General features: G+C 57.7%; 24 protein-coding genes. 9 read left to right on the forward strand and 15 right to left on the reverse strand.

Annotated features, from left to right (window positions below; translation table 11 throughout):
- The first annotated feature begins 20 nt into the window (after positions 1–20).
- Genes H585_RS0120250 through H585_RS0120260 form a run of 3 tightly spaced genes read left to right on the forward strand, consistent with a single transcriptional unit; the run spans position 21 to position 1,751 of the window.
- The gene (locus H585_RS0120250) at positions 21–479 is read left to right on the forward strand and encodes a hypothetical protein (RefSeq protein WP_027369182.1); all 459 of its coding nucleotides are present in this window, start codon (positions 21–23) and stop codon (positions 477–479) included.
- Positions 472–708, forward strand: coding sequence for a helix-turn-helix domain-containing protein (locus tag H585_RS0120255; protein WP_027369183.1), 237 nt, complete (start codon positions 472–474; stop codon positions 706–708). Before H585_RS0120250 ends, H585_RS0120255 begins: the two co-directional genes overlap by 8 nt.
- Entirely contained in the window at positions 705–1,751 is a 1,047-nt protein-coding gene (locus H585_RS0120260) for a tyrosine-type recombinase/integrase (protein WP_027369184.1), read from the forward strand. Before H585_RS0120255 ends, H585_RS0120260 begins: the two co-directional genes overlap by 4 nt.
- 442 nt (positions 1,752–2,193) lie before the next feature.
- On the opposite strand, the gene H585_RS0120265 is transcribed toward H585_RS0120260, so the two are convergent.
- From H585_RS0120265 to H585_RS0120280, 4 genes are read right to left on the reverse strand one after another with little or no spacing between them, the layout of a single operon-like run.
- Entirely contained in the window at positions 2,194–2,853 is a 660-nt protein-coding gene (locus tag H585_RS0120265; protein WP_476728580.1) for a GNA1162 family protein, read from the reverse strand.
- 19 nt (positions 2,854–2,872) lie between these two features.
- Positions 2,873–3,343 (reverse strand): DUF4810 domain-containing protein, encoded by a 471-nt coding sequence (locus H585_RS21925; protein ID WP_051183246.1) that lies wholly within the window; start codon positions 3,341–3,343, stop codon positions 2,873–2,875.
- Positions 3,340–3,681: a hypothetical protein gene (locus H585_RS21930; RefSeq protein ID WP_051183248.1), complete on the reverse strand. Its 342-nt coding sequence runs from the start codon at positions 3,679–3,681 to the stop codon at positions 3,340–3,342. Before H585_RS21930 ends, H585_RS21925 begins: the two co-directional genes overlap by 4 nt.
- 9 nt (positions 3,682–3,690) lie before the next feature.
- The gene (locus H585_RS0120280; RefSeq protein WP_244432674.1) at positions 3,691–4,515 is read right to left on the reverse strand and encodes a CsgG/HfaB family protein; all 825 of its coding nucleotides are present in this window, start codon (positions 4,513–4,515) and stop codon (positions 3,691–3,693) included.
- A gap of 1,061 nt (positions 4,516–5,576) precedes the next feature.
- On the opposite strand from H585_RS0120280, the gene H585_RS0120290 reads away from it, so the two are divergent.
- The gene (locus H585_RS0120290) at positions 5,577–6,161 is read left to right on the forward strand and encodes a hypothetical protein (RefSeq protein ID WP_027369187.1); all 585 of its coding nucleotides are present in this window, start codon (positions 5,577–5,579) and stop codon (positions 6,159–6,161) included.
- A 440-nt stretch (positions 6,162–6,601) separates the two neighbouring features.
- Here H585_RS0120290 and H585_RS0120300 read toward each other — a convergent pair whose 3' ends face one another.
- Positions 6,602–8,161 carry a hypothetical protein gene (locus H585_RS0120300; protein WP_027369188.1) on the reverse strand — a complete coding sequence of 520 codons (1,560 nt, stop codon included), beginning with the start codon at positions 8,159–8,161 and terminating at the stop codon, positions 6,602–6,604.
- A 139-nt stretch (positions 8,162–8,300) separates the two neighbouring features.
- A complete protein-coding gene (locus tag H585_RS0120305; protein WP_027369189.1) occupies positions 8,301–9,470 on the reverse strand; it encodes a hypothetical protein in 1,170 nt (389 codons plus the stop codon).
- 62 nt (positions 9,471–9,532) lie between these two features.
- On the opposite strand from H585_RS0120305, the gene H585_RS0120310 reads away from it, so the two are divergent.
- Positions 9,533–9,952 (forward strand): hypothetical protein, encoded by a 420-nt coding sequence (locus H585_RS0120310; protein WP_027369190.1) that lies wholly within the window; start codon positions 9,533–9,535, stop codon positions 9,950–9,952.
- A gap of 5 nt (positions 9,953–9,957) precedes the next feature.
- Here H585_RS0120310 and H585_RS0120315 read toward each other — a convergent pair whose 3' ends face one another.
- The 8 genes from H585_RS0120315 to H585_RS0120350 are packed head-to-tail and all read right to left on the reverse strand — an operon-like array spanning position 9,958 to position 18,406.
- Positions 9,958–11,373, reverse strand: coding sequence for a hypothetical protein (locus H585_RS0120315; RefSeq protein ID WP_027369191.1), 1,416 nt, complete (start codon positions 11,371–11,373; stop codon positions 9,958–9,960).
- Complete coding sequence (locus H585_RS0120320; RefSeq protein ID WP_027369192.1) at positions 11,373–12,074, reverse strand: hypothetical protein; 702 nt, start codon at positions 12,072–12,074, stop codon at positions 11,373–11,375. The genes H585_RS0120315 and H585_RS0120320 overlap by 1 nt, the downstream gene beginning before the upstream one ends.
- Positions 12,075–12,497, reverse strand: coding sequence for a hypothetical protein (locus H585_RS0120325; protein ID WP_027369193.1), 423 nt, complete (start codon positions 12,495–12,497; stop codon positions 12,075–12,077).
- 2 nt (positions 12,498–12,499) lie between these two features.
- Entirely contained in the window at positions 12,500–12,706 is a 207-nt protein-coding gene (locus H585_RS0120330) for a hypothetical protein (protein WP_027369194.1), read from the reverse strand.
- A complete protein-coding gene (locus tag H585_RS0120335; RefSeq protein ID WP_027369195.1) occupies positions 12,706–14,310 on the reverse strand; it encodes a discoidin domain-containing protein in 1,605 nt (534 codons plus the stop codon). The genes H585_RS0120330 and H585_RS0120335 overlap by 1 nt, the downstream gene beginning before the upstream one ends.
- A gap of 3 nt (positions 14,311–14,313) precedes the next feature.
- Complete coding sequence (locus H585_RS0120340; RefSeq protein ID WP_027369196.1) at positions 14,314–16,908, reverse strand: hypothetical protein; 2,595 nt, start codon at positions 16,906–16,908, stop codon at positions 14,314–14,316.
- A gap of 1 nt (position 16,909) precedes the next feature.
- The gene (locus tag H585_RS0120345) at positions 16,910–17,557 is read right to left on the reverse strand and encodes a phage adaptor protein (RefSeq protein WP_027369197.1); all 648 of its coding nucleotides are present in this window, start codon (positions 17,555–17,557) and stop codon (positions 16,910–16,912) included.
- Entirely contained in the window at positions 17,558–18,406 is an 849-nt protein-coding gene (locus H585_RS0120350; RefSeq protein ID WP_027369198.1) for a hypothetical protein, read from the reverse strand.
- Positions 18,407–18,877: 471 nt separating this feature from the next.
- On the opposite strand from H585_RS0120350, the gene hsdR reads away from it, so the two are divergent.
- The 4 genes from hsdR to H585_RS21935 are packed head-to-tail and all read left to right on the forward strand — an operon-like array spanning position 18,878 to position 26,352.
- A complete protein-coding gene (hsdR, locus tag H585_RS0120360) occupies positions 18,878–21,256 on the forward strand; it encodes an EcoAI/FtnUII family type I restriction enzme subunit R (RefSeq protein WP_027369199.1) in 2,379 nt (792 codons plus the stop codon).
- Positions 21,257–21,280: 24 nt separating this feature from the next.
- A complete protein-coding gene (locus H585_RS0120365) occupies positions 21,281–22,747 on the forward strand; it encodes a type I restriction-modification system subunit M (RefSeq protein ID WP_027369200.1) in 1,467 nt (488 codons plus the stop codon).
- Positions 22,744–24,465, forward strand: a complete 1,722-nt coding sequence (locus tag H585_RS0120370) for a restriction endonuclease subunit S (RefSeq protein ID WP_027369201.1) — start codon at positions 22,744–22,746, stop codon at positions 24,463–24,465. Before H585_RS0120365 ends, H585_RS0120370 begins: the two co-directional genes overlap by 4 nt.
- A 9-nt stretch (positions 24,466–24,474) precedes the next feature.
- Positions 24,475–26,352: an AAA family ATPase gene (locus H585_RS21935; protein WP_051183250.1), complete on the forward strand. Its 1,878-nt coding sequence runs from the start codon at positions 24,475–24,477 to the stop codon at positions 26,350–26,352.
- Between the two features lie 167 nt (positions 26,353–26,519).
- On the opposite strand, the gene H585_RS23785 is transcribed toward H585_RS21935, so the two are convergent.
- On the reverse strand, positions 26,520–26,969 hold the full coding sequence (locus H585_RS23785) for a restriction endonuclease (RefSeq protein WP_027369202.1): 450 nt from the start codon (positions 26,967–26,969) through the stop codon (positions 26,520–26,522).
- Between the last annotated feature and the right edge of the window lie 21 nt (positions 26,970–26,990).

Raw genomic sequence — 26,990 nt, forward strand, 5'->3', positions numbered from 1 at the left:
CCTTCAACCAGGAGGTGCCTATGGCTTCGTCCCTCAAGCAGGTCGATCTGTTTCGCCCGCAAAACACCCTTCCCGCAGAGCTGCACGCGCACAACATCATCGTGACGTCCGTCATGTCGGCGGCCGTCATCAGCCCCAACGTCCCAGGCTTGGCTTTGTCCGCACTCCTCGCGGATCTGGATATCGAAGAGATCGCCGCGACCATGGATTGGATAGGCGTGACGACGGACATGCTCAAGCGAGAGCTGCACGTCACCGGAGACATTTGCGATGTCGTGGCCATGGCTTTGGACCAATGCCAAGCCCGTTGCCCTTCGGTCGCCGAGGGCATTTTCATCCGCTTCCTGGTCCCACGCCGCGCGGGAGGATACGCCACGGGGCTTGTCTTCGGCGTCGGCCTGGCCAACGCTATGGAGCGCGCCTTGCGCCATCCGGAGCTGGCCAGGGAGGTGGAGCGCACGGAGACAGGCCATGCGTGAGGTCGAGCCGGGCTATTTCAACTTCAAGCAGGCCGCGGCCTATGTTGGATTTGGCAAGACCGCCTTCCGCGACTACGTCCTAAAAGGGCAAATCCCCAAGTACGGACCGAAGCTGAACCGCTTCCGCAAGGCGGATCTTGATGCGTTCATGGAAGACCCCAACATATTCAGGTCCCCTACTCGCATTGTCACGCCGTATCGTGAGGGTTTCACTCCCGTTACATTATGAGCGTCCACCAGAAAAAGAACGGCACGTGGTTTGTGCAGTACCGGGTTCCCGGCGAGAAGATCCCTCGCCGGGAATATTTTGGTGTTGGGTCGGACGGCGAGCAGAAGGCCAGGACACGGGATGCTGAAATCAAACTCATCAAGACGCAAGGCAAGCAGCCGCTGGTGGTCGGCAAGGAGCGCATGCACCTGGATGCCTTGGCGCAGATCTACATAACCGAACGAAAAACGCGCGGCGCATCACAGAGGTGGCTTCAAGAGGTCACTCGCCTACTGAACAACTACGTCCTCCCAGCGCTTACCTATAAGCCGGTGGATGCCATTACCTACCCGGATGTCATCGGCTTCATGGAGGCCCAATGGGGCAAGCGTACACTGGCGACCCGACAGCGCTATCTTGGCTATCTCAAGGCTCTGTTCCGTTTCGGCATTGAGCACGGCCTCACTGCAAACAACCCCCTGGCCAAATGGCGCAAGACAAGAGAGCGCCGGCGAGATCTGCACCTCACCGTTGAGGACCTCGGCCGCCTCTTGGCCTGCGCTATGCCACACCTGGCCTGGGCCATTGAGGTCGAGTGGGAACTGGGCACCCGCCCTGGTCCTTCGGAGTTATTCGCCCTTCGCTGGTCCGACATTGATTTCGTGGCATGCCATGTCCATGTCCGGGGAACCAAGACGCTTGGTTCCAATCGCATCATCCCCATAACCCCGGAGTTCCGGGACAGGCTGGCCGTGATGCGCCAGAAGGCTCAGAGTGATTACGTCATCGAGTATCAGGGGCGACGGATCGGACGCTTGCAAAAGGCCTTGCATAGAGCGGCCGAAAAGGCGGGGATCAAATACAAGGTGCGGATGTATGACATTCGCCACCTCTTCGCGTCATCAATGCTCGCCGGCGGCGCGGACCTGGCCGCCGTCTCCAGAATTCTCGGGCACTCCACCATCACGACAACCCAGCAGAACTACTACCATCTCCTGCAGGGCGAGATGGGACGCGCCATCCGCACTCGACCACGCCTCGGCATAATAGCTGACAAGGATTAGCGGGGCATACGCAAGGGCATACAGGGGGACATACAAGGGGGCAATCTAGTGGCCTCTGAGGGTGCTTTTCGCAAACCCGCATAACGGAATTGCTAGTAATTTCAATGGGCGTATGGGAGTGCTTCTTCTTTGGGAGCAGGATGCCGGGAGTTCAAATCTCTCCGCCCCGACCACGAATTGCCAACGGCCCGCAGGCTTTCAGCTTGCGGGCCGTTTTTGATTTCTGAGGGAAGCCTGCGACGTCGTTTAGAGCAGATTGCCTTTGAGACGTCCGCTCCGGCGCCGACGGCGCAAATGAATTGCGCCTGCGCGCGGCGGCAAGCCATGCCGACGCACGGCTTGCAGAGCATTTTCAAAAGCAAAATGCTCTAATGTATTCCCCTGGTGCAGCGGGTAGGGACTCAGATAAGGCCCTGCCCGCTGCACCAGGCACACGACCAACCTACTTTTTCTTGTGACTGTCCTGTATGAAAATCTTCTCTCCTGCATCCTTCTCGTATTTCGGATGGTAAGGCCCGTAAGGCATGGCAGAGAGAGCCATGTAGTTGGCCTGCCTGGCATAGGGCACATAGTCGGCGACAGCGGTGCTCACGGCCGTCGCCACGACCTTCACGATAAGGCTGAGGGGATCTCCGCCGTAGCTTCCCCCCGAAAGGTCGATCACCACGGTTCCAGAGTAATTCCAGAGCTTTTCCCCGCTGATCGAAGACTTGAGTTCGCACTCTACTTCGACGGTTAATGTCGAAGCGATGACCAGGTAGGCTGTGTCCCACTTCTTGATTCTGGTGAACAGAACCGCATCAGCGCCGAAGTACTCCTTGAACATGTTTAGCGGCATATCATAGAGTTGCTCACCGTCGGTGATGCCTTCGTTGTGCAGGATATCAGTCGATATTTCGTAGGGCAGCACGTAGAACCCGGTATATACGAGCGGCTCCTGGACGGTCGTCGAATAGTATGTCGGGGCGTCTGCCGCCGTCGACTCGTTAATGGGCGGCAGTATTACGATGCTGCGCGGCTTTTGCTCGTACATGAGCGGAAAGAGTTCCGCCTTTGTTGCCTGCCTTGCGCACCCGCCGAGTATGGCGAGGGCAATGAACATGACCAAGATATTCGGCCACCTATTCATAAACCACCCCCTCTCCGGCCCTAAGACCAGGATTCTCCACGATGGCATCGACCGGAGTGATCACTCCCTTAACTGCCGGAGCTTCCTTTTCTTTAGGCTTACCTAGTGTATCCTCGGCCCAGGCCAGAAGATTTGTAGTAAACACCTTGGATTCCGGGTAGAGGCGATTTTCCGCCTCGAAGTAGTTACGGGCTTCCGCCATTTCTCCGGCTTTAAGGTGGATATAGCCAAGTTCGGCATAGATGCCGGGGGGTACGCGCAGGTTACGCTGTTCCGATTTCGCGATAATGTTCTGAAGTTCCTGGACGTGCTTCGCCTGCTCCTCGGGAGTCGGGTTCTTGCGACAGGCATAGAGAGTGGAGGAGTATTCGCCCATGTAGTAGTGCCTGTTCTGGTTTGCACATCCGCCACAAGCAAGCACCATGAGAAGAATGATCGCGGAAAAGAGTTTCAGTTTACTCATGGTACAGTGATCTCCTTGGTCATACCGGAGCCTACGAGTACGGTGCGATTTACGACTACGGCACCATCCCGCTCGACGATCACCGTGTAGCGGCCAGGTGCTACCTCATAGATCGTGTCTTTGGTCTTCGGGGTAGTGGTCCAATCCTTTGCTCCGCTCGCCCTGCCGAGTGTGATGGGGGCAAGGTCGTTCAGGCGCGCCACGGCCCCCATGGTATTGCCGGTGAACCAGAAATAGGCCTTGCTATCGACCTGCACCACGCCTTCTCGAGCGGCGCATCCCACGAGTATCGTGAGAAATGCAAAAACAAAGATTATTCGTAACGAGGTTTTGAGCATGCTCACTCCCTAGCGCGCTTCACGTATAAAGAGTTTCTCGTAGTTCTGCGTCGCATCCCACGTCGTCAGCGAGCCATTGAGGAGCTCGCATGCCGAGACTTCGTTCTCTGCTGTCTCGCCAAAGGTCGCGGTCACGCGAAGGCGCCCTATGACTTCGCCGGGCAACGTGATCACTGCATTGGTTTGAGGGTTACGAACCTTCTGGCCTTCGGCCACAACCTCGAATACGTCGCCAGCCTTGATATTTTGGGTCTTGCCTCCTGAAATGAGGTACTGCCCCGCGTTACGGGCGAGGATGTATCCCTTCCAGGGGCGTTCCAGCAGGTTCTCGATGATATTTGAGGCGACATTGGTGATGGCGGCCTCGATAGCTTTATCATTTAGGGTCGTATCATATCCGGCACGGGTCCCCACCCCAAATACACTGCCAGCCTCGGAATAGACCTCACCACTGCCTTCCTCGGAGTAGACAATTTGCCCGGTAGACACTTCGACGAGGCGGATATGAACTTTGGCAAAAGCCATCTGCCGCTTGGTACGACTAAACACGCCTACGTCGCCTACGTCCTTGCGGCCGAATTCGGTGACGGATCCGAGGATCAGGTAGTCTGCCATGTTGCGGTACTCACCCTTACCTCCGATCCCAAGCTCCTTCTGAATTTTATCGAGATCAGCGCGCTCGATGAGAATAAACTTTTCCGTGGCCACCAACTTTGTCGACAGTATGTCCACGGCCTGCTTGCCCAGGCGATCCTTGGACTCCTTATCGAGGAAGAAACTCTGCCCGTATTTACTCTCGTTGGTGAAACGACCGATGGCCACCTTGCGTTTCACTCCTCTCTTGTCGAATGTGGCGGCCTGCTCCACCGTAGGACTTACAGCGGCCGGAGCTCCCTCCACACGCTTTGCTTTCGGGCGCTCCGTAGTGGCACACCCGGAGACAAGAAGCATAACTGCAAAGAGTGACACTACTACTCGCAGCAAAGCACACCTCCGAAGATTATCCATTGTCATACATTTAAGATAACGTTTATCAATATATAGCATGCTCGCTATATTGCCACTCCCATAATAAAAGCTTGAAGTCCAACAGCCAAAACTGAACGATTAAGGTTTACAGCTCTGCAGTCTTCTGCTCACTAGCTTAGTGATGTATATTGCTGAAACTTCAACAAGCATTTGGTTTGTCGCCACCTATCAGGCGAAAAAATCCATGCCGAGTCAAACTAAAGAATAGCCGCAGGATTGATGTCTTGAATGCCTATTCTATAAGCTGATATTACATTTTCTACAAGCCTGCACAGTTTTCCGTTAATAGAATGGTATTTTTTAAAAACCGCCTACAGTTTTTGAATAGGTTTGTCAAAGATCTTTCGTGTAACCGGTTGATTCTGCGGTCCTTCTAGCTCACCTGGAAATACATAGTCGAAATATGGTTCGCCGCTTATTTGGAGTGAATCCCAATGTCAGGCTCACTCCTTTATTGGATGCCCGGCTCGCGCCGGGCCTTTGCCCTTATGACCTCACTACATAAAACTGATCCCATATCGAGTTCGGCCACAGGCTGGACCCGCTGTACTCCGAAATGCAGAGCATCCTCGGCGCCGACATCCAGAGCATTTTCAAAAGCAAAATGCTCTAGTAACCGCCGGCTCATGTGCAACCTGCTCCAGGGACCACGTGTGGGGGACGTGGCGAATGCGACGGGGCAATCAATGCGGTTGCTACTTCCTGGCCCGCACACCAGGTAGCGGCCGATGAAACCGCACCTTGAGCAACCGTGATAACTGAAATTCACATAGATACCCCCGAAGACGTTCGTCGCAATTTGCCTTGACATTATTTGCAAGCTTGCAAAAGATGCTGACAATACATAAACCACAGGGGGAAATTCTATGCGCCGTTTTGTAGCGTTCTTGTTTTTCGTTGCAATACTCTCTTTCCAGATGACTGCCCATGCCGACATGAAGGCATATTCAGAAGATGGCAAGACTGTACTCCTGCACAACAACGGCCAATGGTCATATTTATCCACAGAAGGTTCCCCGAAGGCATTTGTTAAAGGAAAGCAAGTCAAGTACAAAATGTACTACGATAATGCAAAATGGTACCCAGCAGAGCATACAGCCAACCGTGACCAGGATTATATGTTCAATCATGCCAACGGAAAAGTTTATGCCTTGATCACTTCTGAGCCAATCCAACTCACGTACGCTGCAGTTAATGATGCTGTTTTATTCTATACTAAAAAAGTTGATGCATCAGCACGAATGACCCAAAAAGAAATGCGTAAGGTAAATGGGAAAATGTTCGAATTCTTCAGAATTGAAGCAAAAGTACATGACATAGGCTTTACCTACTACTACCACGTCTATATTGACAGGGATTCAACAACTCAAATCATTACATATACTTTTAGCCAATATGCAAATGAGTTATCTCCTATACTGCTAGAATTTGTGAATGGATTTGTTAAATAGATAAAACGAGAAGATTATTAGCGCAGATTGCTTTTAAGACGCCCGCTCCGGCGTTAACGGCGCAAGTGAATTGCGCCTACGCCGAAGCTAGCGGCAAGCCATGCCGACGCATGGCTTGCAGAGCATTTTCAAAAGCAAAATGCTCTAGTTCTGACATGCCGACCGATTTTATCTCTTTTAATGTACAACGAGTGTCCACCGATTATTAGGAAGAGGACCCGGTGTGTTCCGGACCCTCATCGTGATCCGGGGGGCCGCAGTTGAACGGATGCTTCGAAAGGTCGACCTTGAGGCGGCCAAGGCCCATGCGGAGAAGGTCCTGAACGTGCACATCGTCCCGCAGTCCGCACGCCGAGGCTCAAGTCTATGAGCCGGTCCCGGCTGGGCCTTTTGCCACCTGCGCCCGGGCATGCCGCGACGGAGCCCGCGGCCCGTAACGGTCACTCGGCAAACGGGTCATGCTCGACCTGGGTCAGCCTGTAGCCCGCGGGCTGGCGGACGGACGGGGAGGGTGCAGGCTGGCCGAGCCGGCCGCCCTGCTCCGCCGGAGCGAGCTCCTGGTTTTGCCTGAACAGGGCATCCACGTCGCTGCGCACGTCCCGGCGTAAGGCGGACAGCATCTGCTCATGCGTGGGCGCGGGCACGATCCTTGTGCCGGCGAAATCCTTGTATTTTGCCTGCGGGGTCAGGGACGCGCTCGTTTCGAACGGCGCCGGCCTGGCCGGAAGCGTCTGCGCTTCGGCCTGCCCGGGCCGGACCTGGACCGCCTGCGGCTGCGCCGGCGACTTTTTCCCCGCCTGCGCCCTGGACCGCCCGGCCCCGCCACTTTCGAAGCTGGCCCTGCCCCAGGTCATTGCGCCAAGGGTTCCCTCGGCCGCGGCTTCGCCCACACCGTCGAAAATGTCCTTGTCGGGATCGGCGTATTGGCGCTCGGCCTGATTGAGCATGTACTGCCCGCTGGCGCCCTTGGGCAGCTGCGGAAGCGTTTCCAGGCCGTACCCGAGGACCTTGCCGCCCGCGCTCTGGCCCGCCTTTCCGGCGGTCAGCCGGGTCGCCGCACTGGTCGCCATGCCGCCCGTCAGGGCCGATATGCCGCCGTTCAGCAGCCCGACCCGGTTGCCGGCCTTGGTGGCGACGGCTCGCCTGGCGGCCTGCTGCCGCTCGACTTCGGGCAGGTTGCCGAGCCTGGCGTACTCGTCCCGGTACTCCGGCGTCAGCGACAGATATCCGATGTCTGCGTTCATTATGGTATCCTCGGTCTTCTTCTTGGCCAAAGCGCCGTCCATGACGCCCTCGCCGAGCGCACTGCCGATCAGGGTGGCCAATCGCGGGCCCAGGCCCCGGGCGATAAGCATCCCCTTGAGCGCCAGGCTGGCGCCCCCGCCAGCCAGGAGCTGCGGTGCGGATTGCACAATCGCGCCCAGGATCTTCGGTGCGGACGTGGCTCCGGGGCCTGGCCTGTAGCCGAACGGCGCGTCCTCATCCTTCTCCAAAAATTGCTTGGACATCTCCCTGCGCATGGCCGGGCTCAGCCCGGAGGCGGCCTGCTCCTTGCGCTGGGCATAGAGTTCCTCAACCGCCTGCCCGGCATCCTCAAAGCCCATCCACTTCAGGTTACGCCCGCCGAACTGAGCTAAATCGTCCAGGCCCATGGCCAACAGGAGTCCGTAGTCTTTCAGGGTCGTGTCGCCCTCGACGAACAGGGCAGGGACCACCGGCCTCGGCTTGTGGATCGGAACAGGCTCCGGAGGCGCGGAAAGGAATGCGCCGGGCGGCCTGAGGCCCGAGGGCCTGGGCCCGGCAAAGGGATTGGAGTTGACGGCCGTGAGCGTGTAGCCGAGCGCGGCCGTGCCGCCGGACTGCGCGGGAACGTCTTCCACGGGCTTGCTGCCGGACAGCAGAGGGACGTCTTCAATGGGCTTGCCGCCGGACAGCAGAGGGACGTCTTCAATGGGCTTGCCGCCGCGATGCCCGTAAGGCGGCTTGGATGTGCTGCTCATGCTGTTCTCCTCTGGTTCTGGAGCAGATTGCTTTTAAGACGCCCGCTCCGGCGCCCGCGGCGCAAGTGAATTGCGCCTGCGCGCGGCGGCAAGCCATGCCGAGGCATGGCTTGCAGAGCATTTTCAAAAGCAAAATGCTCTAACCCGTGCGGTCGACCCTGAAATACTGCCCCGTGCCTGCATGCTGCACGTACCACTGGCCATCGGGGGCCTGCTGTGCGCCGGCCGGCATCCAAGCCGGAGGCTGCTTGGCCTGCCCCGATTGCATCGCCGGCTGCACGGGAGGCTGCACTTGGCCCTGTTCCTGCGACTGCGGAGCCTGCCGGACCTCGCCCGCAAGCTCGACATCTGATACGGGCCGCGAACCGGGGCCGGCGGACCGGGCCTGCTCGACCCTCCAGCGCTGGAGGGCCTCGTCCTCGGCGACCATGGCGGCCTGCAATTTCTCCATCTGCCCGGCCACGCGCTCGGCGCCCTTCATGGCCTCGGGGTCGCCCCAGGCAACGTACATGTCGTACTGTTCGCGCAAGGTGGCCATCTGCGCCTTCGGATCGTTCCGCCACTGGCCGACTTTCCGGAGCTGGGCCTCTTTCCTGGCAAGCTCCTGCTTCAGCTTGGCCGGGTCGCCCCTGCCCTGCGCGATCCTGGCCGAGAGAGTCTGGATCTCGCCTTCCAGCGCCTCTTCCCGGTCACGCACGACCTTGTAGGCGCTGGTGTTCGCGGCGATCAGGCGCGTGAGTTGCTCGCGCTTGCCTTCCCGCTCCCTGTGCGTCAGCGGTGCCCCGTCAGGCTTTATGTATATGCCATACGTGGGGCTGCCCTGCCGCGTGTCGAGCTTGGCCCCGTACAGGCTCTCGACCTTGCTGAGCAGCATGGGCTCGATCTTCTGTCCCGGCTGTCCGCCCGGCACGCCGGGCCAGGCCTGCTCGCCCTCTGCGCCAAAGCCTCCCCGACTGGCCGTGCGGTTTCCCATGGCCCCGGGTGAAGACGTAAAGCTGGTGTTCTTCATCTTCGCCGCTTCCGGGTCCGGCCGCCATACGAAGTGCTCCTGGGCCCAGGGCGTGGGCGCGTCGTCCGTGAAGCGCACGGGAGCATTCAGCCGATCAAGCTCGCCCTGCGCCTTCTGGCTCTCAAGCTCCAGCCCTGGGGCGCGTACGTCCCACTCGCGCTTGTCCTTGGCCAGCCCGTAATCGAGCCTGGTATCTTCCAGGTCCATCACGCTGCGGTTCAGGCGGTCACGGGCTATGGCCCCAATGCCATCGCGCAGGGTTTGGCTGATATTGTTGAGTTGCTGAACGTACTCGCTCATGAGCGTACCTCTGGATTATCAATTGTTACCATGGTATGCGGCTTGGAAAGGAGCCTAAAGCCATGCGTATCCGCTTCGCCCTGCTGCTCGTGCTGGTGATGGTTGCTGTGTCGGCGTGCGGGCCGAAGTATGTTGGGCAGATTGTTAAGGTGCGTGGCATAGAGTTCGCGCCCATGTCTCTGACTGTTGGGCAGGCTGGATATGCCAAAATCTACCTTGAGCACTTCAACTTCAAGTACAATATCACGCGTACCGGCGAGAACACATACTCCATGACTGGGCATGCGGCCCCGCTTGGGGCTTGGTCCCCCCGTAACGGGAACTTCTGTCTTCTGCTCCTCAAGAATGGGGAGGTCGTGGGCGAGCGCACCTCCTATTTCGGGGCCTGGGTGCCGGGCGGCTACAAGATCGCAGCCGACTTTGAATCGCCCGAGTTTGACCATATAACGACCGTTTACAGTTTGAAGGTCATAAAAGACTAACGGGGCTACCAGCCCTGGCCGAAGCCTTGCCCGGCGCTGCCGCCGCTGCTTGCCCCAAAGCCGCCAGGGTTCGACCCGCTCCTCGCCCCCTTCTGTGCTCCAAGCCCGTCGCCGTCTGCGCCTCCTCCGGTGGACATATGGCCCTTGCTGCCAAGGCCTGACATCTCATGCGAGTTCGGCGTTCTGGCTTTGGCCTTTGCCTTTAACTTATCTACCTCCTTTTCCTTCTGTTCCCTCTCCTGCGCCTTATCCTCCGTCTCCCTCTCCTGCTGCGCCATGGCCTCCATGTTCTGCTCGCGGCTCATCTGGGGGTTATAGCTGTAGTCAGACTGTGCAAAGTCCGGTGATCTGCCCGCCTCATCCATGGCAGTCTCGGCGATGCTTTCGGCGGGCCGGTCGAAGCTCATGCGCTGGTCTTGGGGCGCGTCCATCGGGACATCGAAGCTCATCCGCATGTGCTGGGGCGTGTCCCACGCATCAAAGCTCTGCTGGAGTCCTGGGTCGTCCATGGGCTGCGCGAAGCCTAGCGACTGGTTAATTTCGCGCCTGGCCTGGGCCGCCGCCCTGGCGTCCATGGAGTTCCTAACCTTCTGGGAATTCTCTTCATCCGTGTCCCGCAGGCCTACCGCTTCCAGTGCCGGGTCTATCAGGTACCTGTTCACCGGGTTGATGATCCAGTCTCTTGCAAAGAGCTTGGCGGCCTGCACGGGAGCGGTTTCGGCAATTTGCTCGGTAAGCGGGCGCTTAAGGTTATTGAACGTCCCCTTAATGCCGGACATTCTGTCTTCTGCCGCCAGCCGCCTTTCTGGCGACAGTTTTGACGCGTCGAATTCCATATCCGGACCAACTTCCACCCCAAACTCGTCCTCAAATGTGTCGATGTCCCAGGACCTGTTGAGGTGAGCCACGCCCATTGGCGCGAACTCATTCAGGGCCGGCAGGCCATAGCCGATAGCCAAGCCCATGGGGCTAAGGCTCGTAAGGGCATTTGCCCCAGTGGCCAACCCTGCGCCGATTGAGACGTTGGACGGGAGTCCGGCCATGGTCGCGGCCGTGCTGACGGTCCCGCCTTGTATTGCCGCGTCCTTGAACCTGTTGCCGACAAAATCCTTTGCCGCGTCAATCACCTGCTGCTGCGTCTCCGGGCTCAGCATGGCTTCCTTGTCCACATTCGCCGGGGCATAGGTGCTGCCGTCGTCCGCATTCGGGTCGCGCTCGGGCGTCGTCCTGACCGGAGTCCGCACCGGCGCTGGCTCCTGCAGCGGCGACGAGTCCTGGTAAGCATACGGATCATCATAGGGCGAAATGACCTTGGCCGCGCCCTGATTGGCGGCATAGCGGCCGGTCGTGGCAATGCCCTGGGCGGACCTGGTCGTGATGGGGCCGAGGGCCCTTGCTCCGGTTGTGGGACGTGGGACCATTAGAAAAGCCCTCCAAGCGAGCTTAAGCCCGCGCTCAGTGCAGTCGTGTAAAGATCTCCGCCGCCGGAAAAGTCGCCTCCGCTGGAAAGATAACCGGCCACACCGCCCGCCAATGCACCTCCAGCCATGCGCCGCTCACGCTTACCCATGCCCGTACCCTTCAGGGCAGCATCACCCAATTCCGGGCCGGCCAACGCTCCGAAGGCCGTCGAGGCCCAGGTGTTGCCGCTGGTCAGAGCGTTGCCGGTCTTGCCCCAGAAGCCGGGCTCGCTTGCGGCCCCCTGGCTCGTGATAGAGTCGGCCAGATTGTTGGCCTGGCTGGTAGCCTCATCGGACGTCAGCGCGCCTGCGTTGATCGGCGTTGAACTGCTCGTCGTTGCGTTGCTCGCCCCCCCATCATCCGTCAGCCGGCCGATCCCTAGGCCCGTCTCCATGCCCAGTTGCATACGTGCCGCGCGCGCAGCCTTGTCGGCCTGCTTGTTCTGCATGTCGGCCTGGTCGCGCTGCAGGTCCAGGCTCTCGCGGGCATGTTGGGCAGTCTGGTCCTGCCCCTGCCGTTGCAGTTCGTAGGTCTTGTCCTGGTAGGCCTGGTCGCGCTTCTGCTGCTGGTAGTACGGCAGGAGCTGCGCCCTGGCCTGGATGGCCGGAAGTTCGCTTTGATGGATGCGCCGGTTTGTTACGGCTCCGCCCTGCGTAATCATTTAGAATCCCTCCATTGCACTGAGCAGTTTCCTGGCCCTGGCCGCCACCCTGGCGTCCTCGGCCTCTGCCCGCTGTTTATCGAGGTAGCCGAGGCCTCCTGATATGCCCATGTTGGCCAGGCCGAGCAGCTCGGCCCGGCGCAGGTCTTTCTTGCCGGCGCTGAATTGGTCGCGCCCCAAGTCAAGCTGGCCGCGGCTGATCTCCTGGTTCAGCGCCAGGCTGTCCCGCTGCAGGCCAAGGCCCTGCTCGCGCCCCTGCTCCTGCATGGCCGTCTTGCGGCCCTGCAGCTCGTTGCGGGCGTCGTCCTCCGCGACTTGACCAGTCAGCTCGTTCTGCGCCGTGGACAGGATGGCGCGCTGCTCGGGCCGGAGCGTGGCCAGACGCTGCTGCAACCGCTGATAGCGCGGGTTCTCCATGGACATGGCTACTTCCCCCTTGCGCGCGCAAGGGCGCGCTGCTGGGCTTCGGATACGTGCGGCCGGCGCCTGGGCTCCGGCCTGCCTCGGTCAGCTTCGTGCGACTCGCAGTCCCCGTCGGACTTGGTGCGGATGGCCGGGGCCACATCGGTCCGGCCCGTGGCCAGAAACGTCTGCCAGGCCGAGGCCTTGGGCGTATGGCTGGGCACGGGCATCAGAAGGCCCTCCGGCACTTGATGCGTGCAGGCGCGGAGGTGATGGACGTGCCGTTGGTGAACGGCGAGCCCGAGTAGACGCCGCCCAGGCACAGCCCCGACAGACCAGCCACCACGAGGATGTTCTGGCGAAAGGAGCTGGCCTTCACGCCGCGCACGCTCCAGCCGCCTTCATAGTAGACGTTCCAGTGCGGGTCGCCCCAGTCGCCGGCCACATAGATGTCCACGCCTACCTGCACCGGCGCGCCCGCGCCAAAGGGGTTCTCCTCCACGTAGCGCAGGTTCGCGGCCAGGTTGGCCCCGTTGTTCACGTTGCGCACGGCCAAGTCCCCCAGGGCGTACCCGCGGGCCGTTGTGACCACGCCTGCCGCGCTCACGTCGGCAAAGCCCAGGTACACGCGCTGGCGCAGGCTCCCGTCCGGGCCGTGCATGGTGTAGTTGTTCAGGTCGAAGAAATCCTCGCTGAACAGCGGCACGAACTCGTCGATCTGGGTGTAGGTCGTGTAGCCGGCGTTGGCGGCAATGTTCAGTTCGAAGGACTGGCAGACCAGGGGCGCAGGCAGCATGAAGGTCCGGTACTCGTTGGCCGTCCAGGCTGTCTGGCCGCTGCGCGTATCCGCCAGCACGTCCGGCACGGCGTCGGCGCCGACCCTGACGGTCCAGTCCTTGGGCTCGGAGTTTGCGGCAAGCACGGAGTTGCGACCGCACAGCTTGTAGCCCGCCAGGGGCTTGGGTGTGCCCAGCACGTAACGCAGCCAGCCCGTGGTCGTGCCGCTGACCGTAATCCAGGCCGTGCCGGAGACGTTGGTCAGCCGGTCCACGGCCTTCCAGGCCGGCCAGGTCGCGTTGTGCTCGCTGCTCGCGCTGATGGTCCCGTAGGCGCCGGCATAGGTCGTGTGCGCCGTGAGGATGTCCATGCCCTCCCGCTTCCAGTTGTACTCCGGAGGCACGTCGGTCACGCCGCAGCTCACCGCGCCCGTGTCCGGGTCGCGCTCGGCGAACACGTAGTTGCGCACGCCACGGGCCAGGGCGCTGTTGGCGATGGTCCGGTGGTCCGTGAGCCTGGCGAAATAGTCGATGCCGCCCTGGGCCTCGAAGCCGGCCGCGAAGCTGAGGATGAGCGGTTCGGCCTCGCTGGCCAGGACCTGCACGTCGTTGCCCGACACGCTCAGGAAGGCCGGCAGGCCGTCCGCGACCTTGCCGGTCAGGATGGCCTGGCGCGGCAGGCTGGTCTTGCCCGCCACCCAGGAGTCAAAGGCCGCCTTGGACGCGGCCGGGCTCATGACCTTGTCCGAGGCCTGGCCGGCCCGGCCCTCCTCGCTGCTGGCCATGTCGTTGACCGCGGCCGTGCCCAGCGTGCTGGCGTCCACAGCCAGCCTGGACAGAATCCAGCGCTTGGCCTCGGCGCCCGAGTCCGGCGCGATGATCTCCGGGGGCGACTCGGCCAAGCCGCTCTGGGCGTCCAGATGAAAGAACCAGGTCCGGCCCGTATCCTTGATGGTCACGCGGGCCGTGTCGCCGTCGCTCAGCAGCGCGCCGTTGATCTTGTCCAGGGCGCCGGAGCCGCCGCCGGTCAGACTCGTTGCCGCGTAATGCTTGGCCATGGACTAGACTCCTGTCCGCTCGCGGCGGTGCTCTAAGCCCCAGCCGATGGGCTGGAAGGCCTTGTGTTGGCTCATGGTGGACACCTCGAACCTGAAGCGGTGCGTGCGGCCGAGAAAATTGGTGCTGGTGATGGCCTGCACGATCTCGGCGCTGGCCTGGCCCAGGGACAGGTCCAGGGCCGGGGTGATGTCGCGCACCCGGGATTCGTCCTCGGTATTGGTCCACTGGTCGTCGTCCGTGTCGGCAAAGGCCACGTCGATGCCGGTCACCACGGCGTTGGCCAGGTGCGACACGCGCACGGTATGCTGCTCGGTGATGGCGCGGGCAATGAGCTTGAGCCTGCGCACCCGCGTCTCGTGGAAGATGTTGTCGTCCAGCCAGGCGTCGCCGGTCTCGCAGATCTGGTTCAGCTTTTCACCGTCCCAGCTGGCCCCGTCCTCCAGGCGCATGAGGCGGCCGTCATGACGGCCCGCGTAGATGCAGCGCACGCCGGCCTGGTCGATGACCTGGAAGCCCGACTGCGGGAATTTCCCGGCCGGCGGCACCTTCTCGAACCAGCGCTTGCGCTCCAGGTCATGGACCAGCCAGGTGTTGCACTCGGTCACACCGGCACCCACGGGCAAAAGCAGGTTGTATTCGCGGTGCTGCGAATCGTACCAGCCGCGGGCATTTTCCAGGGCGCTCCTGTTGACCTGCCAGGGTCCGCTCTTGAAGTAGCGGCCGATGCCCTTGATCTCCAGCAGGGCCGCGCCGTCGAAGGATACCAGCCCGGCATGGCTGAGCCAGATGGCCACCTGCCTGGTCACGCCTTCCGCGCCCTCGAAACCTATGTCCGCAGTGGCCAGCGTGAGCGGGGCCACGCAGCCGATGGCAGGGTTGACGTGGTAAATCTTGAAGTCCTCGGGGTTGTCGCCGTGCAGCAGGAAGGTCTCGCCCTTTTTCAGGGCCAGGAAGATGGAAAAGATGTTCGAGCCGAAGCGGTTGTAGAGCTGGCAGCCGGCCACGAGGTCCGTGGTGCCGCCGAAATAGAGCGACTGCTTGCCGCCCTGGCTGGACAGCTCGCCGTTGAACACGTCGGCCGCGTTGGGCAGGCTGAAATCGACCCGGTTGCCCTCCTTGCCCTCGGTGTGGCCGCAGAGCATGACCCGCCCGCCGAACATGGCCGCGAACTTGTAGGCCCGCACCTTGGCCTGGGCCGGAATGCCGGTGACCAGGTCGACCTGGGTTCCGTCGTGCTCCGTGCCGGCCGTGAGCGTGCTCGACCAGGACAGCCTGTAGGCCCAGCCGGTAACGCCGAACAGCGTGGTGGGGAATTCGCTGCCCTCGTCCGGGGCCTGCCAGGACATGGTGCCGGACTGGTTCGCGCTTTTGCTGCCGGCGCTGTCCCTGGTTCCGTCGGTCAGGCCGGACACCGCTTGCCAGGCCGAGCCGTCCCAGTATTTGACCGTGAGCGCCAGGGCCGTGGTGTTGACCTTGCCGGCGATCAGCTTGAACTTGATCGCGCTCATGCGCTCCTCGAACATGATCACTACATGGTCCGTGGCGACCAGCCCGCCAAGCTTGGCCGCAATGGGGTCGTAGATGTTCGACTCGTAGTTGACCTCGGCCGTGAAGTCCTCGTAGACGCCGGCGCGGCTGGCCTGGAACACGACCGGCTCGCGGTACACGCCGTCCCAGATGTCCACCATGGGCTGCATGGGCGCGTCGAGGCTCACGTTGTGGATCTCGGCCGAGCCCGCGGACAGCTCGAACAGGTAGGCGTACAGGTACAGGCCCTGGAAATGGTACGGCCGCGCCGTGCTCACGGTCGAATCGAAGCAGACCTTGCCGTCCCGGGCCAGGGCCTTGCCGTCAGCGGCCGTGTTGTCCACCAGGCCGGACACGGCCGAAAACGCGGCGCCGGTCCAGACCTTGGCCGCCAGCAGGGACGATGTCGGGTTGGTCGTGCGCAGCTTGACGTTGATGCCCTTGAGCGGGCGCGTGGACATGGCCAGGAAGAAACGCTGCGCGCCGATCGGTGCGAAGTGGCCGGCAGTAGCCAGCGTGTCGTTGACAGCCTCGCTGTAGTCCTTGGGGTTTGCGCCGGCCGCGTCCGAGACCGTGAAGAAGCCGGCGCAGCGCATCTCCTCGCCGCCCCAGATCAAACTTTCCTTGCCGTCGCACAGGGCGATGTTGCCGCCCGGAGCCTCGCTGAACCTGGCCAGCCCAGCGCCGTCCGCCTCGCTGTACAGCGCCGCGGCCTCGAACTCGCCCGGCTCCGGGATGGGCGTGCGGTTGGCGAAGATCCGCTTGCCGCCCGAAGCGTCCTCGGCCTGCACAAGCACCCAGGAAGATACGTCGCGGTCCGTGACCAGCTGCACGCCGTTGAGGATCCTGGTGTTGGCCAGGGGAACCGCGTTGATTTTGGTATAGCCCTGCACGCCCTCGATGGATGTGTTCGTGTAGCGCAGGTTCTGCAGCGTGCGGAAATTCTTCAGCCCGATGAGCGCCGTGTTCTCGTCCGGCATCCACTGGCCGTGAAAGGTGAACTGCGCGGTTTCGAGCTGCCCGTCAGGCAAGACGGGCCCGCCCGGCCCGCCAGCTAGCTGCTCGGCCATGCTATTTGCTCCCCAGGTCGGCCGGCCTGTCCCTGCCCCTGTCCCCGAAGTCGGCCCGGAACTGAGCGATCACGCCCTCATACAGGCTCAGGCGGTAGCTGCCCTTGCCGGCCTTGTCGTCCTTGAACCAGGCCTCGGCGCACACGTAGTTGACCAGCGGGCCGTCGAAGATGGCCGGGGTGGGGATAGGGTCCGCAGCCGCGAGCTGGGCCGGCATGTCCACCAGGTAGATCCGCACCCGCCTGCCGATGGCGGGAGAGCCCCCTGCCGGGACCGGATAGACCCCGACAAAGCCGTCCCAGGGATACCAGTGCACGGGCTCGCCTACGTCGCGCACATGGCCCACCTGGCGCGGGTCGCCGCGCATGAGGCCCTTGCGGTTGTCGTAGACCGCAGCGATGGCCGTCAGGTGCGGGCTTGTCAGCGCGTACTCAAGCGTGTCGGCCGCCAGCATGATCTCTTCGCTTGCGCCCACGCACAGCGTCTTGGCCGCTATGTCCAGGCAGCCCTCGTTGATCCACTGCAACAGCTCCTCGTCGCTCCAGAAGTGGGCCGAGGATTCGTTGAGCTTCTGGCGCACGCGCCGGATGATGTCCGAGGCCAGGCTGCTGCTCCTGGTCTGCGAGCCGGCAAGGGTGATGACGCTCATCTAAACCGCTCCCCAGCCCATGACGTCGCGGGGCATGTTCGGCTGCGGCGCGGGCCTGAAATGGGTGCGCAGGGTCTCCAGCGCCCTGTTCCAGACCTCGGCGTTGCGGCTGTAGGAGGCGCTCAGGTCCGCATAGGCCGGGTCGTCCTGGGCCGGGATGACCAGCAGCTCGGATACGCAGTAGCCCGCGATGCCCGGATGGTAGAGGCCGGGGATGTCGGTAAGGGCCAGGCTCTCCACGGTCGGCAGGTACTCGACGTACAGGTCATGGGCGAACTGGTTCGCATCGAGCACAATCGCGTCGCCGCGCGGATACCAGCGCCAGCGGCCTGTAGCGGTCGTGTCCTCGATGTGCGCGACCGGCAACAGGTCAATGCGTTTGGGCGAGCGGAAGGCCTTGCCGCCCACGGTGTAGGCCGCGTTGCCCACGGCCCCGCGCAGGCCGAAGGTGTCCGCTGTCGCGTTCTCGACCTGCCAGGTGCCGTTGGCGGCCGTGTTGCCGCCCACGTCCTGCACCTCGACTGTCTCGTTGTCCGTAAAGCCGTGCCCCGGAATGGTCAGCGTGATGGGCTCGCCCTCGCCGTTCGCCCCGGCCACGGCCCTGGCCTTCTCCTGCATGGCCCACACGCGCAGGATGGACTGCGCGTCCGCGGGAAAGACGAACACGTGCGTGTTCGAGGACACGACCCTGGCGCGCGTGAAATAACGCCGGTCGATAAACATCATTTCCAGGGCCAGGGAACGCACCGCCTCGGTGATGACCTCGCGGATGTCCTCGTCGCTGACCAGGCGCGGGCTCGGCTCGCGGATGCCCTTGCGCACGCGGCGGATGATCTCGGCCTCGGTCATGGCTGGGGGCTCCGAGGGGAGGAAGAGTCAGGAGAAAGGCAGGAAGAGGAAAGGCAAATGATGTCGGACATGCTCGCTCCTTGCGGTCCTTACTGGCTGGGAAGGATAGCCGGAGGGAGCGGAGATGATGAGGAGGGGGTGCAGGATATGCGGGGAATGTGGGGGGCTTTCGCTACTCATTCCCTCGCATGAAAAACCAATCCTCATGGTTAGACAATGCAGCACCCGTGGAGACGATTGGATAGAAATAGATCGACCTGGAGAAGGCTGGAAATGTTCAGCCCAGGCTACCGCTATGCCACCATCAATCAAGAACTTGCCGTCAACCCCATAAAAAACTAAGCCAGTCCTGGCGATATGCTGCAAAGAGAATTCATGCCAATCGAGCCTAGATCATGGGGATAGAGAGATGCTGACTGCCGGGTATAATGACCAGCCGGCTAAGTATACTCTGGCAGAAGGATATGCAGTGTGAATAAAAAAAAGCTATCCGAACGCGACATCTGCACCAAATTCATCACTCCGGCCCTGGAGCAGGCCGGATGGGATATTGCGGCTCAGATACGAGAAGAGTTCCCTCTGACCAAAGGTAGAGTCATTGTTCGTGGCAAGCTTCATACTCGCGCCAAGCACAAGCGCGCAGACTATGTCCTGTTCTATAAGCCGAATATCCCGATCGCCATCATTGAAGCAAAGGATAACAACCATTCTGTAGGCGACGGCATGCAGCAAGGTCTTGATTATGCTGAACTGCTTCAGGTTCCGTTCGTATTCAGCTCCAATGGTGATGGTTTTCTATTTCATAACAAGATCGCAACGGATGGGATAATCGAACGAGAGCTCCACCTGCATGAATTCCCTTGCCCAGAGACTCTTTGGCAAGGGTGGGCAAGGCAACGTGGGCTGAACGAAGAACAGAATAGTCTGGTCACTCAGGATTACTTCAGCGACGGCAGCGATAAGATGCCGCGCTATTATCAGCTACTGGCCATCAACAAGACTATTGAGGCCATCGCGCGTGGCCAGAATCGCATCCTACTGGTCATGGCCACCGGGACGGGCAAGACCTTCACCGCCTTTCAAGTCATCTGGAGGCTCTGGAAGGCCAAGGCAAAGAAAAGAATTCTGTTTTTAGCCGATCGCAACATCCTGGTCGACCAGACCATGACCAATGATTTCAAGCCGTTTGCTTCGGCGATGACCAAGATCCAGAAGCGGCAGGCCAACAAATCCTATGAAATCTACTTATCGCTTTACCAGGCTGTCACGGGCACCGAAGAAGAAAGGAACATCTACAAACAATTCAGTCCCAACTTTTTCGATCTGATCATTATTGATGAATGCCACCGAGGCAGTGCTGCCGCCGATTCAGCTTGGCGTGAAATCCTCGAATACTTTTCCTCGGCCACCCAGATTGGCCTGACCGCCACGCCGAAAGAGACCAAGGAAATTTCCAATATCGATTACTTTGGCGAGCCCCTCTACACCTATTCGCTCAAACAAGGGATCGATGACGGCTTCCTTGCCCCATACAAAGTGGTACGCATTGATCTGGATAAGGACCTGACCGGTTGGCGTCCTGACACAGGTATGCTGGATAAGCACGGTAACGAAATCGAAGATCGCATTTACAACCAGAAGGATTTTGACAGAACCCTAGTTTTGGAAAAGCGCACCCGGCTCGTGGCCAAAAAAGTCAGCGAGTTCCTTAGACAAACCAACCGCTTCGATAAGACCATCGTCTTCTGCGAAAACATCGACCACGCTGAGCGCATGCGCCAACAGCTGGTCAACGAGAATAGCGATCTGGCAGCCCAGAATAGCAAGTACGTCATGCGTATTACCGGTGACAACGATGAGGGCAAGGCCGAGCTTGATAACTTCATCTTCCCCGAAAGTAAGTACCCGGTCATTGCTACCACCTCCAAGCTGATGACTACGGGCGTCGATGCCCAAACTTGCAAACTGATCGTGCTGGACCAGCGCATCCAGTCAATGACCGAATTCAAGCAGATCATTGGACGCGGCACCCGTATCAACGAGGATTACGAGAAATTCTACTTCACCATCATCGATTTCAAAAAGGCTACCGAACTCTTTGCGGACCCTGATTTCGACGGCGATCCGGTGCAGGTCTACACGCCCGAACACCCCGACGATTCACCCGTACCACCGGATATGCGTGAAGACTGCGCCCCCGCAGAAGGCTCCAGTTATCCCGAAGCGGGAGGAGACGGCGGTCAGACGATCATGGCCGAACCTGGTCCTGATGAAGAGTATGCGGGGGTACGGCGCTACGTTGTCGCCAACGTCGAAGTTAAAGTGGCCTCAGAGCGAGTCCAGTATTTCGACGCCGACGGCAAGCTGATCACTGAATCCCTAAAGGATTATACCCGCAAGACGCTGGCCAAGGAATTCACCTCGCTGGATGACTTTCTTCGTCGATGGAGCAGCGCTGAAAAGAAGCAGGCCATCATCGAAGAGCTGGCCAATGAAGGAATCTTCTTCGATGCCTTGGCCGACGAGATCGGCCGCGACTGCGATCCTTTCGATTTGATCTGTCACATCGCCTGGGATATGCCGCCTCTCACCCGCAAAGAGCGAGCCGAACAGGTCAAGAAGAACAACTACTTCACCCGTTATGGTGAACAGGCCCGCCGCGTGCTGGAAGCCCTGCTGGATAAGTATGCTGACGAAGGGGTCGAGCACATCGAAGAAACGCAGATCCTGACCATCTCGCCATTCAATGCATTAGGCACGCCCATGGAAATCATCCGTGCCTTTGGCGGTCTGGGTCAGTATCAGCAGGCCGTGCGCGATCTGGAACAAGCGCTCTACAGCGCATCGTAATAAGGAATTGGAGACAACCAGCCCATGTCCATAACAACTTTGATCAAATCCATTCAGGACATCATGCGCAAGGATGTCGGCGTCGATGGCGACGCTCAGCGTATCAGTCAAATGGTCTGGCTGCTGTTTTTGAAGATATTCGACGACAAAGAGCAGGAATGGCAGCTCACCATGCGGGGGTATAAATCTCCACTGCAGAGCCGTTTCCGCTGGTCCAACTGGGCCAAGAATCCAGAGGGCATCACTGGCGAGGAACTGATTGACTTCGTCAACAACGACCTGTTCCCAGCCCTGAAGAAACTCGCCACCGCTGCCGGCATTTCTCCCCAAGGCAAGGTGGTCGGGGCTGTATTTGAAGATGCCTATAACTACATGAAGTCCGGAACCCTGCTGCGTCAGGTAATCAATATCATTGAAGAGGATGTGGACTTTAACTCCTCCTCGGACCGCCACCTATTCAACGATATTTACGAGAAGATTCTCGCCGATCTGCAATCCGCTGGAAACGCAGGCGAATACTTCACCCCTCGGGCCGTTACTCAGTTCATGGTGGATATGCTGAATCCTCAGCTGGGTGAATCCATCCTCGACCCTGCCTGCGGTACTGGCGGCTTTCTCACCTGCGCTATCGAACATTTGAAGAAGCAGGTCAAAAATCCTGACGATCTGAGGACCCTGCAAGCCTGCATCCATGGTGTGGAAAAAAAATCCCTGCCGCATATGTTGGCAGTCACCAATATGATGCTGCACGATATTGATGTCCCTACCAACATACGACACGATAATACCCTTAGCCGTCCCCTCAAGGATTACGGCCCAAGAGACCGCGTGGACATCATCATCACCAATCCTCCATTCGGCGGCATGGAAGAAGACGGTATCGAAAACAACTTCCCGCGCAAATACCAGACCCGTGAGACCGCCGACCTGTTCATGGCGCTGATCATGCATCTTTTGAAGCACAATACTGGCCGCGCTGCCGTGGTGCTGCCTGACGGATTTCTGTTTGGCGAAGGCACCAAAACCAATATCAAACGTGAGTTGCTGGAAGAATTCAATCTGCACACCATCGTGCGCCTGCCCAAGGGAGTCTTCAGCCCCTATACCGGCATTGCCACTAACATTCTGTTCATCGAGAAGGGAGAGCCGACAAAGGACGTCTGGTTCTTCGAACATCCCTATCCTGATGGCTATAAGTCCTACTCACGCCGTAACCCGCTGACCATTGGCGAATTTGATCTGGAAAAAAGCTGGTGGGGCGGCGCTGAACGCAAAGGTCGTAAGACCACAGAACACGCCTGGAAAGGCTCGGCCAAAGAACTGGCCGAGCGCAATTACAATCTCGACTGCAAGAACCCGCACGAAGTGGAGGTCAACCACCGCGACCCGGAAGAGCTAATGACCGAGTACCAGCAGATCGTCCAACAACTAGAAGCTGCTCAGCAGGCGCTCAAGGCTGAACTGATGGCCTGCCTGGGAGGCAAGAAATGACCGAGGCTACCCGCAACCTGCTGGAACAGCACTTCGACACCGCCTTTGCCGCTCCCGACGGCATCGCCAAGCTGCGCGAGCTGATATTGAAGCTCGCCATCCAGGGCAAGCTGGTGGAGCAGAACCCCAACGATCCACTAGCCAGCGAACTGCTGAAAGAGATCGAAGCGGAAAAACAGCGGCTGGTGAAGACAGGCAAAATCAAGAAAGCCACGCTACTGCCGCCCATAAAGCCGGAGGAATTACCCTATGAGCTGCCGCAGGGGTGGGAGTGGGTACGTATGGGGAACGCGATTTCATATATGGATGCTGGCTGGAGCCCAAAATGTGAAAACGAACCAGCAAAAGACAGTGAATGGGGTGTACTTAAAACGACAGCTGTGCAGACCTTACAGTTTTGGCCTCATGAAAATAAGGCCCTTCCCGCCAAGTTAGCCCCTCGCCCTGATGCTCAAGTTGAAGAAGACGACATATTGATTACTCGTGCCGGTCCCAAGAATCGAGTTGGAATCTGCTGCGTAGCGAAATCTGTCCGCCCACAGCTAATGCTTTCCGATAAAATTATACGACTTAAAATCCATAGAAATCTGATTCTCCCAGTTTATTGCGCCCTTGCTTTGAACACAGGATACGGAGCTGATCAAATTGAGAGAATGAAGTCGGGCATGGCAGATAGCCAAATGAACATCTCTCAAGACAAAGTGAAGCAAGTAACGATTGCCCTCCCCCCTCTCCCCGAGCAACACCGCATTATCGCCAGGATCGATCAGTTGATGGCACGTTGCGACGAGGTGGAAAAGCTGCGCCAAAATAGGGAAGAGAAGAGGTTGGCCGTCCATGCCACTGCAATCAAGCAACTGCTCGACGCACCGGACGGCTCGACCTGGGGCTTTATCCAACAGCATTTCGGCGAACTCTATACCGTCAAGGAGAACGTCGCCGAATTGCGCAAGGCCATTCTCCAACTCGCCGTCATGGGCCGCCTCGTCCCTCAGGACCCCAACGATCCGCCAGCCAGCGAACTGCTCAAAGAGATCGAAGTTGAAAAACAGCGGCTGGTGAAGGCAGGCAAGATCAAACAGCCCAAGCCCCTGCCGCCGATTAAGGCAGAGGAAGTGCCCTACCAACTGCCGCAGGGCTGGGAGTGGGTGAGGCTGGGTGAAGCGATGTTAAAAATTACTGACGGAACTCATCATTCACCGCCAAATAAAGAAACAGGTGAATTCTTATATATTTCTGCAAAGAACATCAAAGACGATGGCGTGCTTCTTAGCAATGCGACGTATGTAACGAAAGAAATACATGAGGAAATATTTTCAAGATGCAATCCTGAATACGGGAATATTTTGTACATTAAAGATGGCGCGACCACGGGGGTTGTCACTATCAACAACCTGAAAGATCCGTTTTCTATGCTTTCCAGTGTTGCGCTGCTGAAGCAACCTCAGCAGGTGGACAATCGTTATCTCTTATTCACTCTAAGGTCACCATACTTCTATAAAGAAATGCGTGCTGAAATGATGGGGGTTGCCATCACCCGTGTTACCTTGAAAAAACTACAAGATGCGATTGTTCCTCTCCCTCCACTCCCCGAACAACACCGCATCGTCGCGAAGATCGACCAGTTGATGGCCCTGTGCGACTCGCTGGACCAGCAGATCGACGCTGCCACTAGTAAACAGACCGAACTGCTCAATGCCGTAATGGCACAGGTATAGGAAGATGCCATGCGTCTGAAATCATTATACATCAGCCAGTATAAAAACCTGACGGATTTCACTCTAAATTTTGACAGCAACAGCTTCATTGATGTCTTTGTTGGAAAAAATGGAACCGGTAAATCTAACCTATTTGAAGCTATTATCAAAATTTTTCAGCATCTATATGAATTTGATAACGGTAAAACAACCATCGATTTCAATTATACTCTTAGCTACACAATCAACGACATAGAGACTAGTTTAGAATGGACTAATGGCGGATTAACAATCAATGGCAACGAACGTAAAACTATCGGCAACACGCCACTACCAGACAACGTCTTAATCTACTACTCTGGGCATAATGATACAATAACAGAATTAGTGAAAAGATATGAAGAAGAATTCAGAAAGCGAATAAAAGATGCTGAATTCAGCGAAAGCCGCCCTTTCATCGGAATTAGTCGAGAATATAAAGATATGCTTTTATCTTTTTTTCTGATGCAACCAGGAACAAATATAGCAAGAGAGTGCCTTTGCAAAAAACTGGGCATTGAGAATGTATCGTCTAATGTTATTATGGTACTTCAGCGGCCAATTTTTGCAAAAAAGAACCGCAAAATCGAAGACTTCGATCCTACAACGCATTTCTGGGGCGCCGCAGGCATTACTCGCCACTTTTTGGACAAATTAGTCAATTGCGTTAAAGGTGAGTTTAATCATAGTACTTTATACGACAAAGCAAAAGGATTCTATCAAATACCAATAAACCTTGAGCTCTTTCGAAAACAATTTGCCAAGGATAATCTAATAGATGTTTTTCGCCAGTTCGACAATTTGAAAACCTTAGGCATGCTGACACTGATTTCAGTACCAGTCCGACTAACCAATGGTCTAGATGCATCTATAGTTCACTTTAGTGATGGACAATTTCAATCCGTTTACATCTATTCAATTATCGAATTATTTAAGAACAGTAATTGCATTACACTGCTAGATGAACCAGATGCATTTTTGCATCCTGAATGGCAGTTTGAGTTCCTAACACAGATATTTAGCATTACGGAGGCAGCCGCTAAAAGCAACCACGTGCTGATGACTAGCCACAGCGCTGCGACTCTTTGCTGTTTTGAGACACTTCACCTTAATCTTTTTCAAATTGAAAACTCCAAAGTATGTTGTTCCAAACGCTCAAAGAAGGAAGTTATCAATGAGCTTTCAAATAGCTTTATTCAGTACGCAGAGGACGAAAGTAAATTACTCATCGATAACGTGATCAGATCTTCTCAAAAACCAATATTATTTGTTGAGGGACTATCTGATGTTTTTATTCTAAACACAGCCTACATGAAGCTCTTTCCTAGAGAAGATATACCGATACTGGTTCAAGATGCTTTTAGCCGAGGCTTCCTTAAATCACTATTTGGCCGTAGAGATATTTTTGATACATATCCTCATAAACATTTCTTTGCGCTTTTTGATTTTGACGATGCTTATGACGACTGGAGAGGACTAGGAGGGGAATATATAACAACAGAAATTGAAATGGGACTTTGCAAAAAACTCACGGATAAGAATGCTCATACGCTTCTTCTGCCAATTCCAAACAATCAATTACGAGCTCAGGTCTGGGATGAAGCTAACCCAATTGAAAAGATAAAACCTAAGCCTTACTTTTGTATAGAGCACATTTTTTGGAGCGTTAGTAAACTACATCAATGGTTTTATGTTGATACTAAAACAGGTCTTGTGAAATTCAAAGGAGATAAGCACAAAGTAAAGTTTGCCAAAGATGTTGTACCAACGCTTGACGCAAATTCTTTTGAGCCATTTCGCCCAATGTTCAATCTTATCTTGGAAAAGTCAGGATTAATGACTCAACACATCACCAGCCCGACAAAATAATGCAGTTTTGTTTTACCCATCCCATCAACATTATTTCATAATATAAATAAGGCGTACATGATATAATAACCTTGGATTATGAAGCTGGGGCTAGATACCAATCCATCTTCGCTCTTGGCCTTAGCCTTTTTGCCCACCAGCCAAGCACACCTCGTCGTTCCCCCCCCCTATTCCTCATTAAAGTAATCACTATCAATCCGCTTCACCTGATACGTGGCCCGTGTCGACACGCCCACATCGAACTCGATCATCAGCTCCGCAAGGCGCTTGCCGTCGATGAGCACCACCTTGGAATCAATGCCGGCGGCATACTCTACAGCACCTTGGGCAAACGTGCCTGTGGTGATGAACACGCCCTTGCGGGCATGCTTGCCTTGCAGGGCGCCGACGAACTCCGCCACGGCGAGCTTGCGCTGATACGCACGGCGGCGGCCGAAGAACACATCGCCCTTTTTGAAGGCCAATTTTTGCCCGGTGACATCGGAGGGGTGACCCCACTGGCGCAGGTGCAGCGAGCTTGGATCGAGATGCTCCAACCCGACATAGACGTCGGTTTTGGCATCGGCGGGGTCCACCCGCACAGCAACGTTCTGCGCGATGTCGCCGAACGTGACCATCTTCCAGCCGGGCTCCAGGGA

The sequence above is a fragment of the Desulfocurvibacter africanus subsp. africanus DSM 2603 genome, from assembly GCF_000422545.1.
In the GTDB taxonomy this organism is placed as follows: domain Bacteria; phylum Desulfobacterota; class Desulfovibrionia; order Desulfovibrionales; family Desulfovibrionaceae; genus Desulfocurvibacter; species Desulfocurvibacter africanus.

Coding starts and splice junctions, on each gene's coding strand:
- H585_RS0120250 (WP_027369182.1), top strand. CDS start 21: ATGGCTTCGTCCCTCAAGCAGGTCGATCTGTTTCGCCCGCAAAACACC.
- H585_RS0120255 (WP_027369183.1), top strand. CDS start 472: ATGCGTGAGGTCGAGCCGGGCTATTTCAACTTCAAGCAGGCCGCGGCC.
- H585_RS0120260 (WP_027369184.1), top strand. CDS start 705: ATGAGCGTCCACCAGAAAAAGAACGGCACGTGGTTTGTGCAGTACCGG.
- H585_RS0120265 (WP_476728580.1), bottom strand. CDS start 2,853: ATGTTCATTGCCCTCGCCATACTCGGCGGGTGCGCAAGGCAGGCAACA.
- H585_RS21925 (WP_051183246.1), bottom strand. CDS start 3,343: ATGAGTAAACTGAAACTCTTTTCCGCGATCATTCTTCTCATGGTGCTT.
- H585_RS21930 (WP_051183248.1), bottom strand. CDS start 3,681: ATGCTCAAAACCTCGTTACGAATAATCTTTGTTTTTGCATTTCTCACG.
- H585_RS0120290 (WP_027369187.1), top strand. CDS start 5,577: ATGCGCCGTTTTGTAGCGTTCTTGTTTTTCGTTGCAATACTCTCTTTC.
- H585_RS0120300 (WP_027369188.1), bottom strand. CDS start 8,161: ATGAGCAGCACATCCAAGCCGCCTTACGGGCATCGCGGCGGCAAGCCC.
- H585_RS0120305 (WP_027369189.1), bottom strand. CDS start 9,470: ATGAGCGAGTACGTTCAGCAACTCAACAATATCAGCCAAACCCTGCGC.
- H585_RS0120310 (WP_027369190.1), top strand. CDS start 9,533: ATGCGTATCCGCTTCGCCCTGCTGCTCGTGCTGGTGATGGTTGCTGTG.
- H585_RS0120315 (WP_027369191.1), bottom strand. CDS start 11,373: ATGGTCCCACGTCCCACAACCGGAGCAAGGGCCCTCGGCCCCATCACG.
- H585_RS0120320 (WP_027369192.1), bottom strand. CDS start 12,074: ATGATTACGCAGGGCGGAGCCGTAACAAACCGGCGCATCCATCAAAGC.
- H585_RS0120325 (WP_027369193.1), bottom strand. CDS start 12,497: ATGTCCATGGAGAACCCGCGCTATCAGCGGTTGCAGCAGCGTCTGGCC.
- H585_RS0120330 (WP_027369194.1), bottom strand. CDS start 12,706: ATGCCCGTGCCCAGCCATACGCCCAAGGCCTCGGCCTGGCAGACGTTT.
- H585_RS0120335 (WP_027369195.1), bottom strand. CDS start 14,310: ATGGCCAAGCATTACGCGGCAACGAGTCTGACCGGCGGCGGCTCCGGC.
- H585_RS0120340 (WP_027369196.1), bottom strand. CDS start 16,908: ATGGCCGAGCAGCTAGCTGGCGGGCCGGGCGGGCCCGTCTTGCCTGAC.
- H585_RS0120345 (WP_027369197.1), bottom strand. CDS start 17,557: ATGAGCGTCATCACCCTTGCCGGCTCGCAGACCAGGAGCAGCAGCCTG.
- H585_RS0120350 (WP_027369198.1), bottom strand. CDS start 18,406: ATGACCGAGGCCGAGATCATCCGCCGCGTGCGCAAGGGCATCCGCGAG.
- H585_RS0120365 (WP_027369200.1), top strand. CDS start 21,281: ATGTCCATAACAACTTTGATCAAATCCATTCAGGACATCATGCGCAAG.
- H585_RS0120370 (WP_027369201.1), top strand. CDS start 22,744: ATGACCGAGGCTACCCGCAACCTGCTGGAACAGCACTTCGACACCGCC.
- H585_RS21935 (WP_051183250.1), top strand. CDS start 24,475: ATGCGTCTGAAATCATTATACATCAGCCAGTATAAAAACCTGACGGAT.
- H585_RS23785 (WP_027369202.1), bottom strand. CDS start 26,969: ATGGTCACGTTCGGCGACATCGCGCAGAACGTTGCTGTGCGGGTGGAC.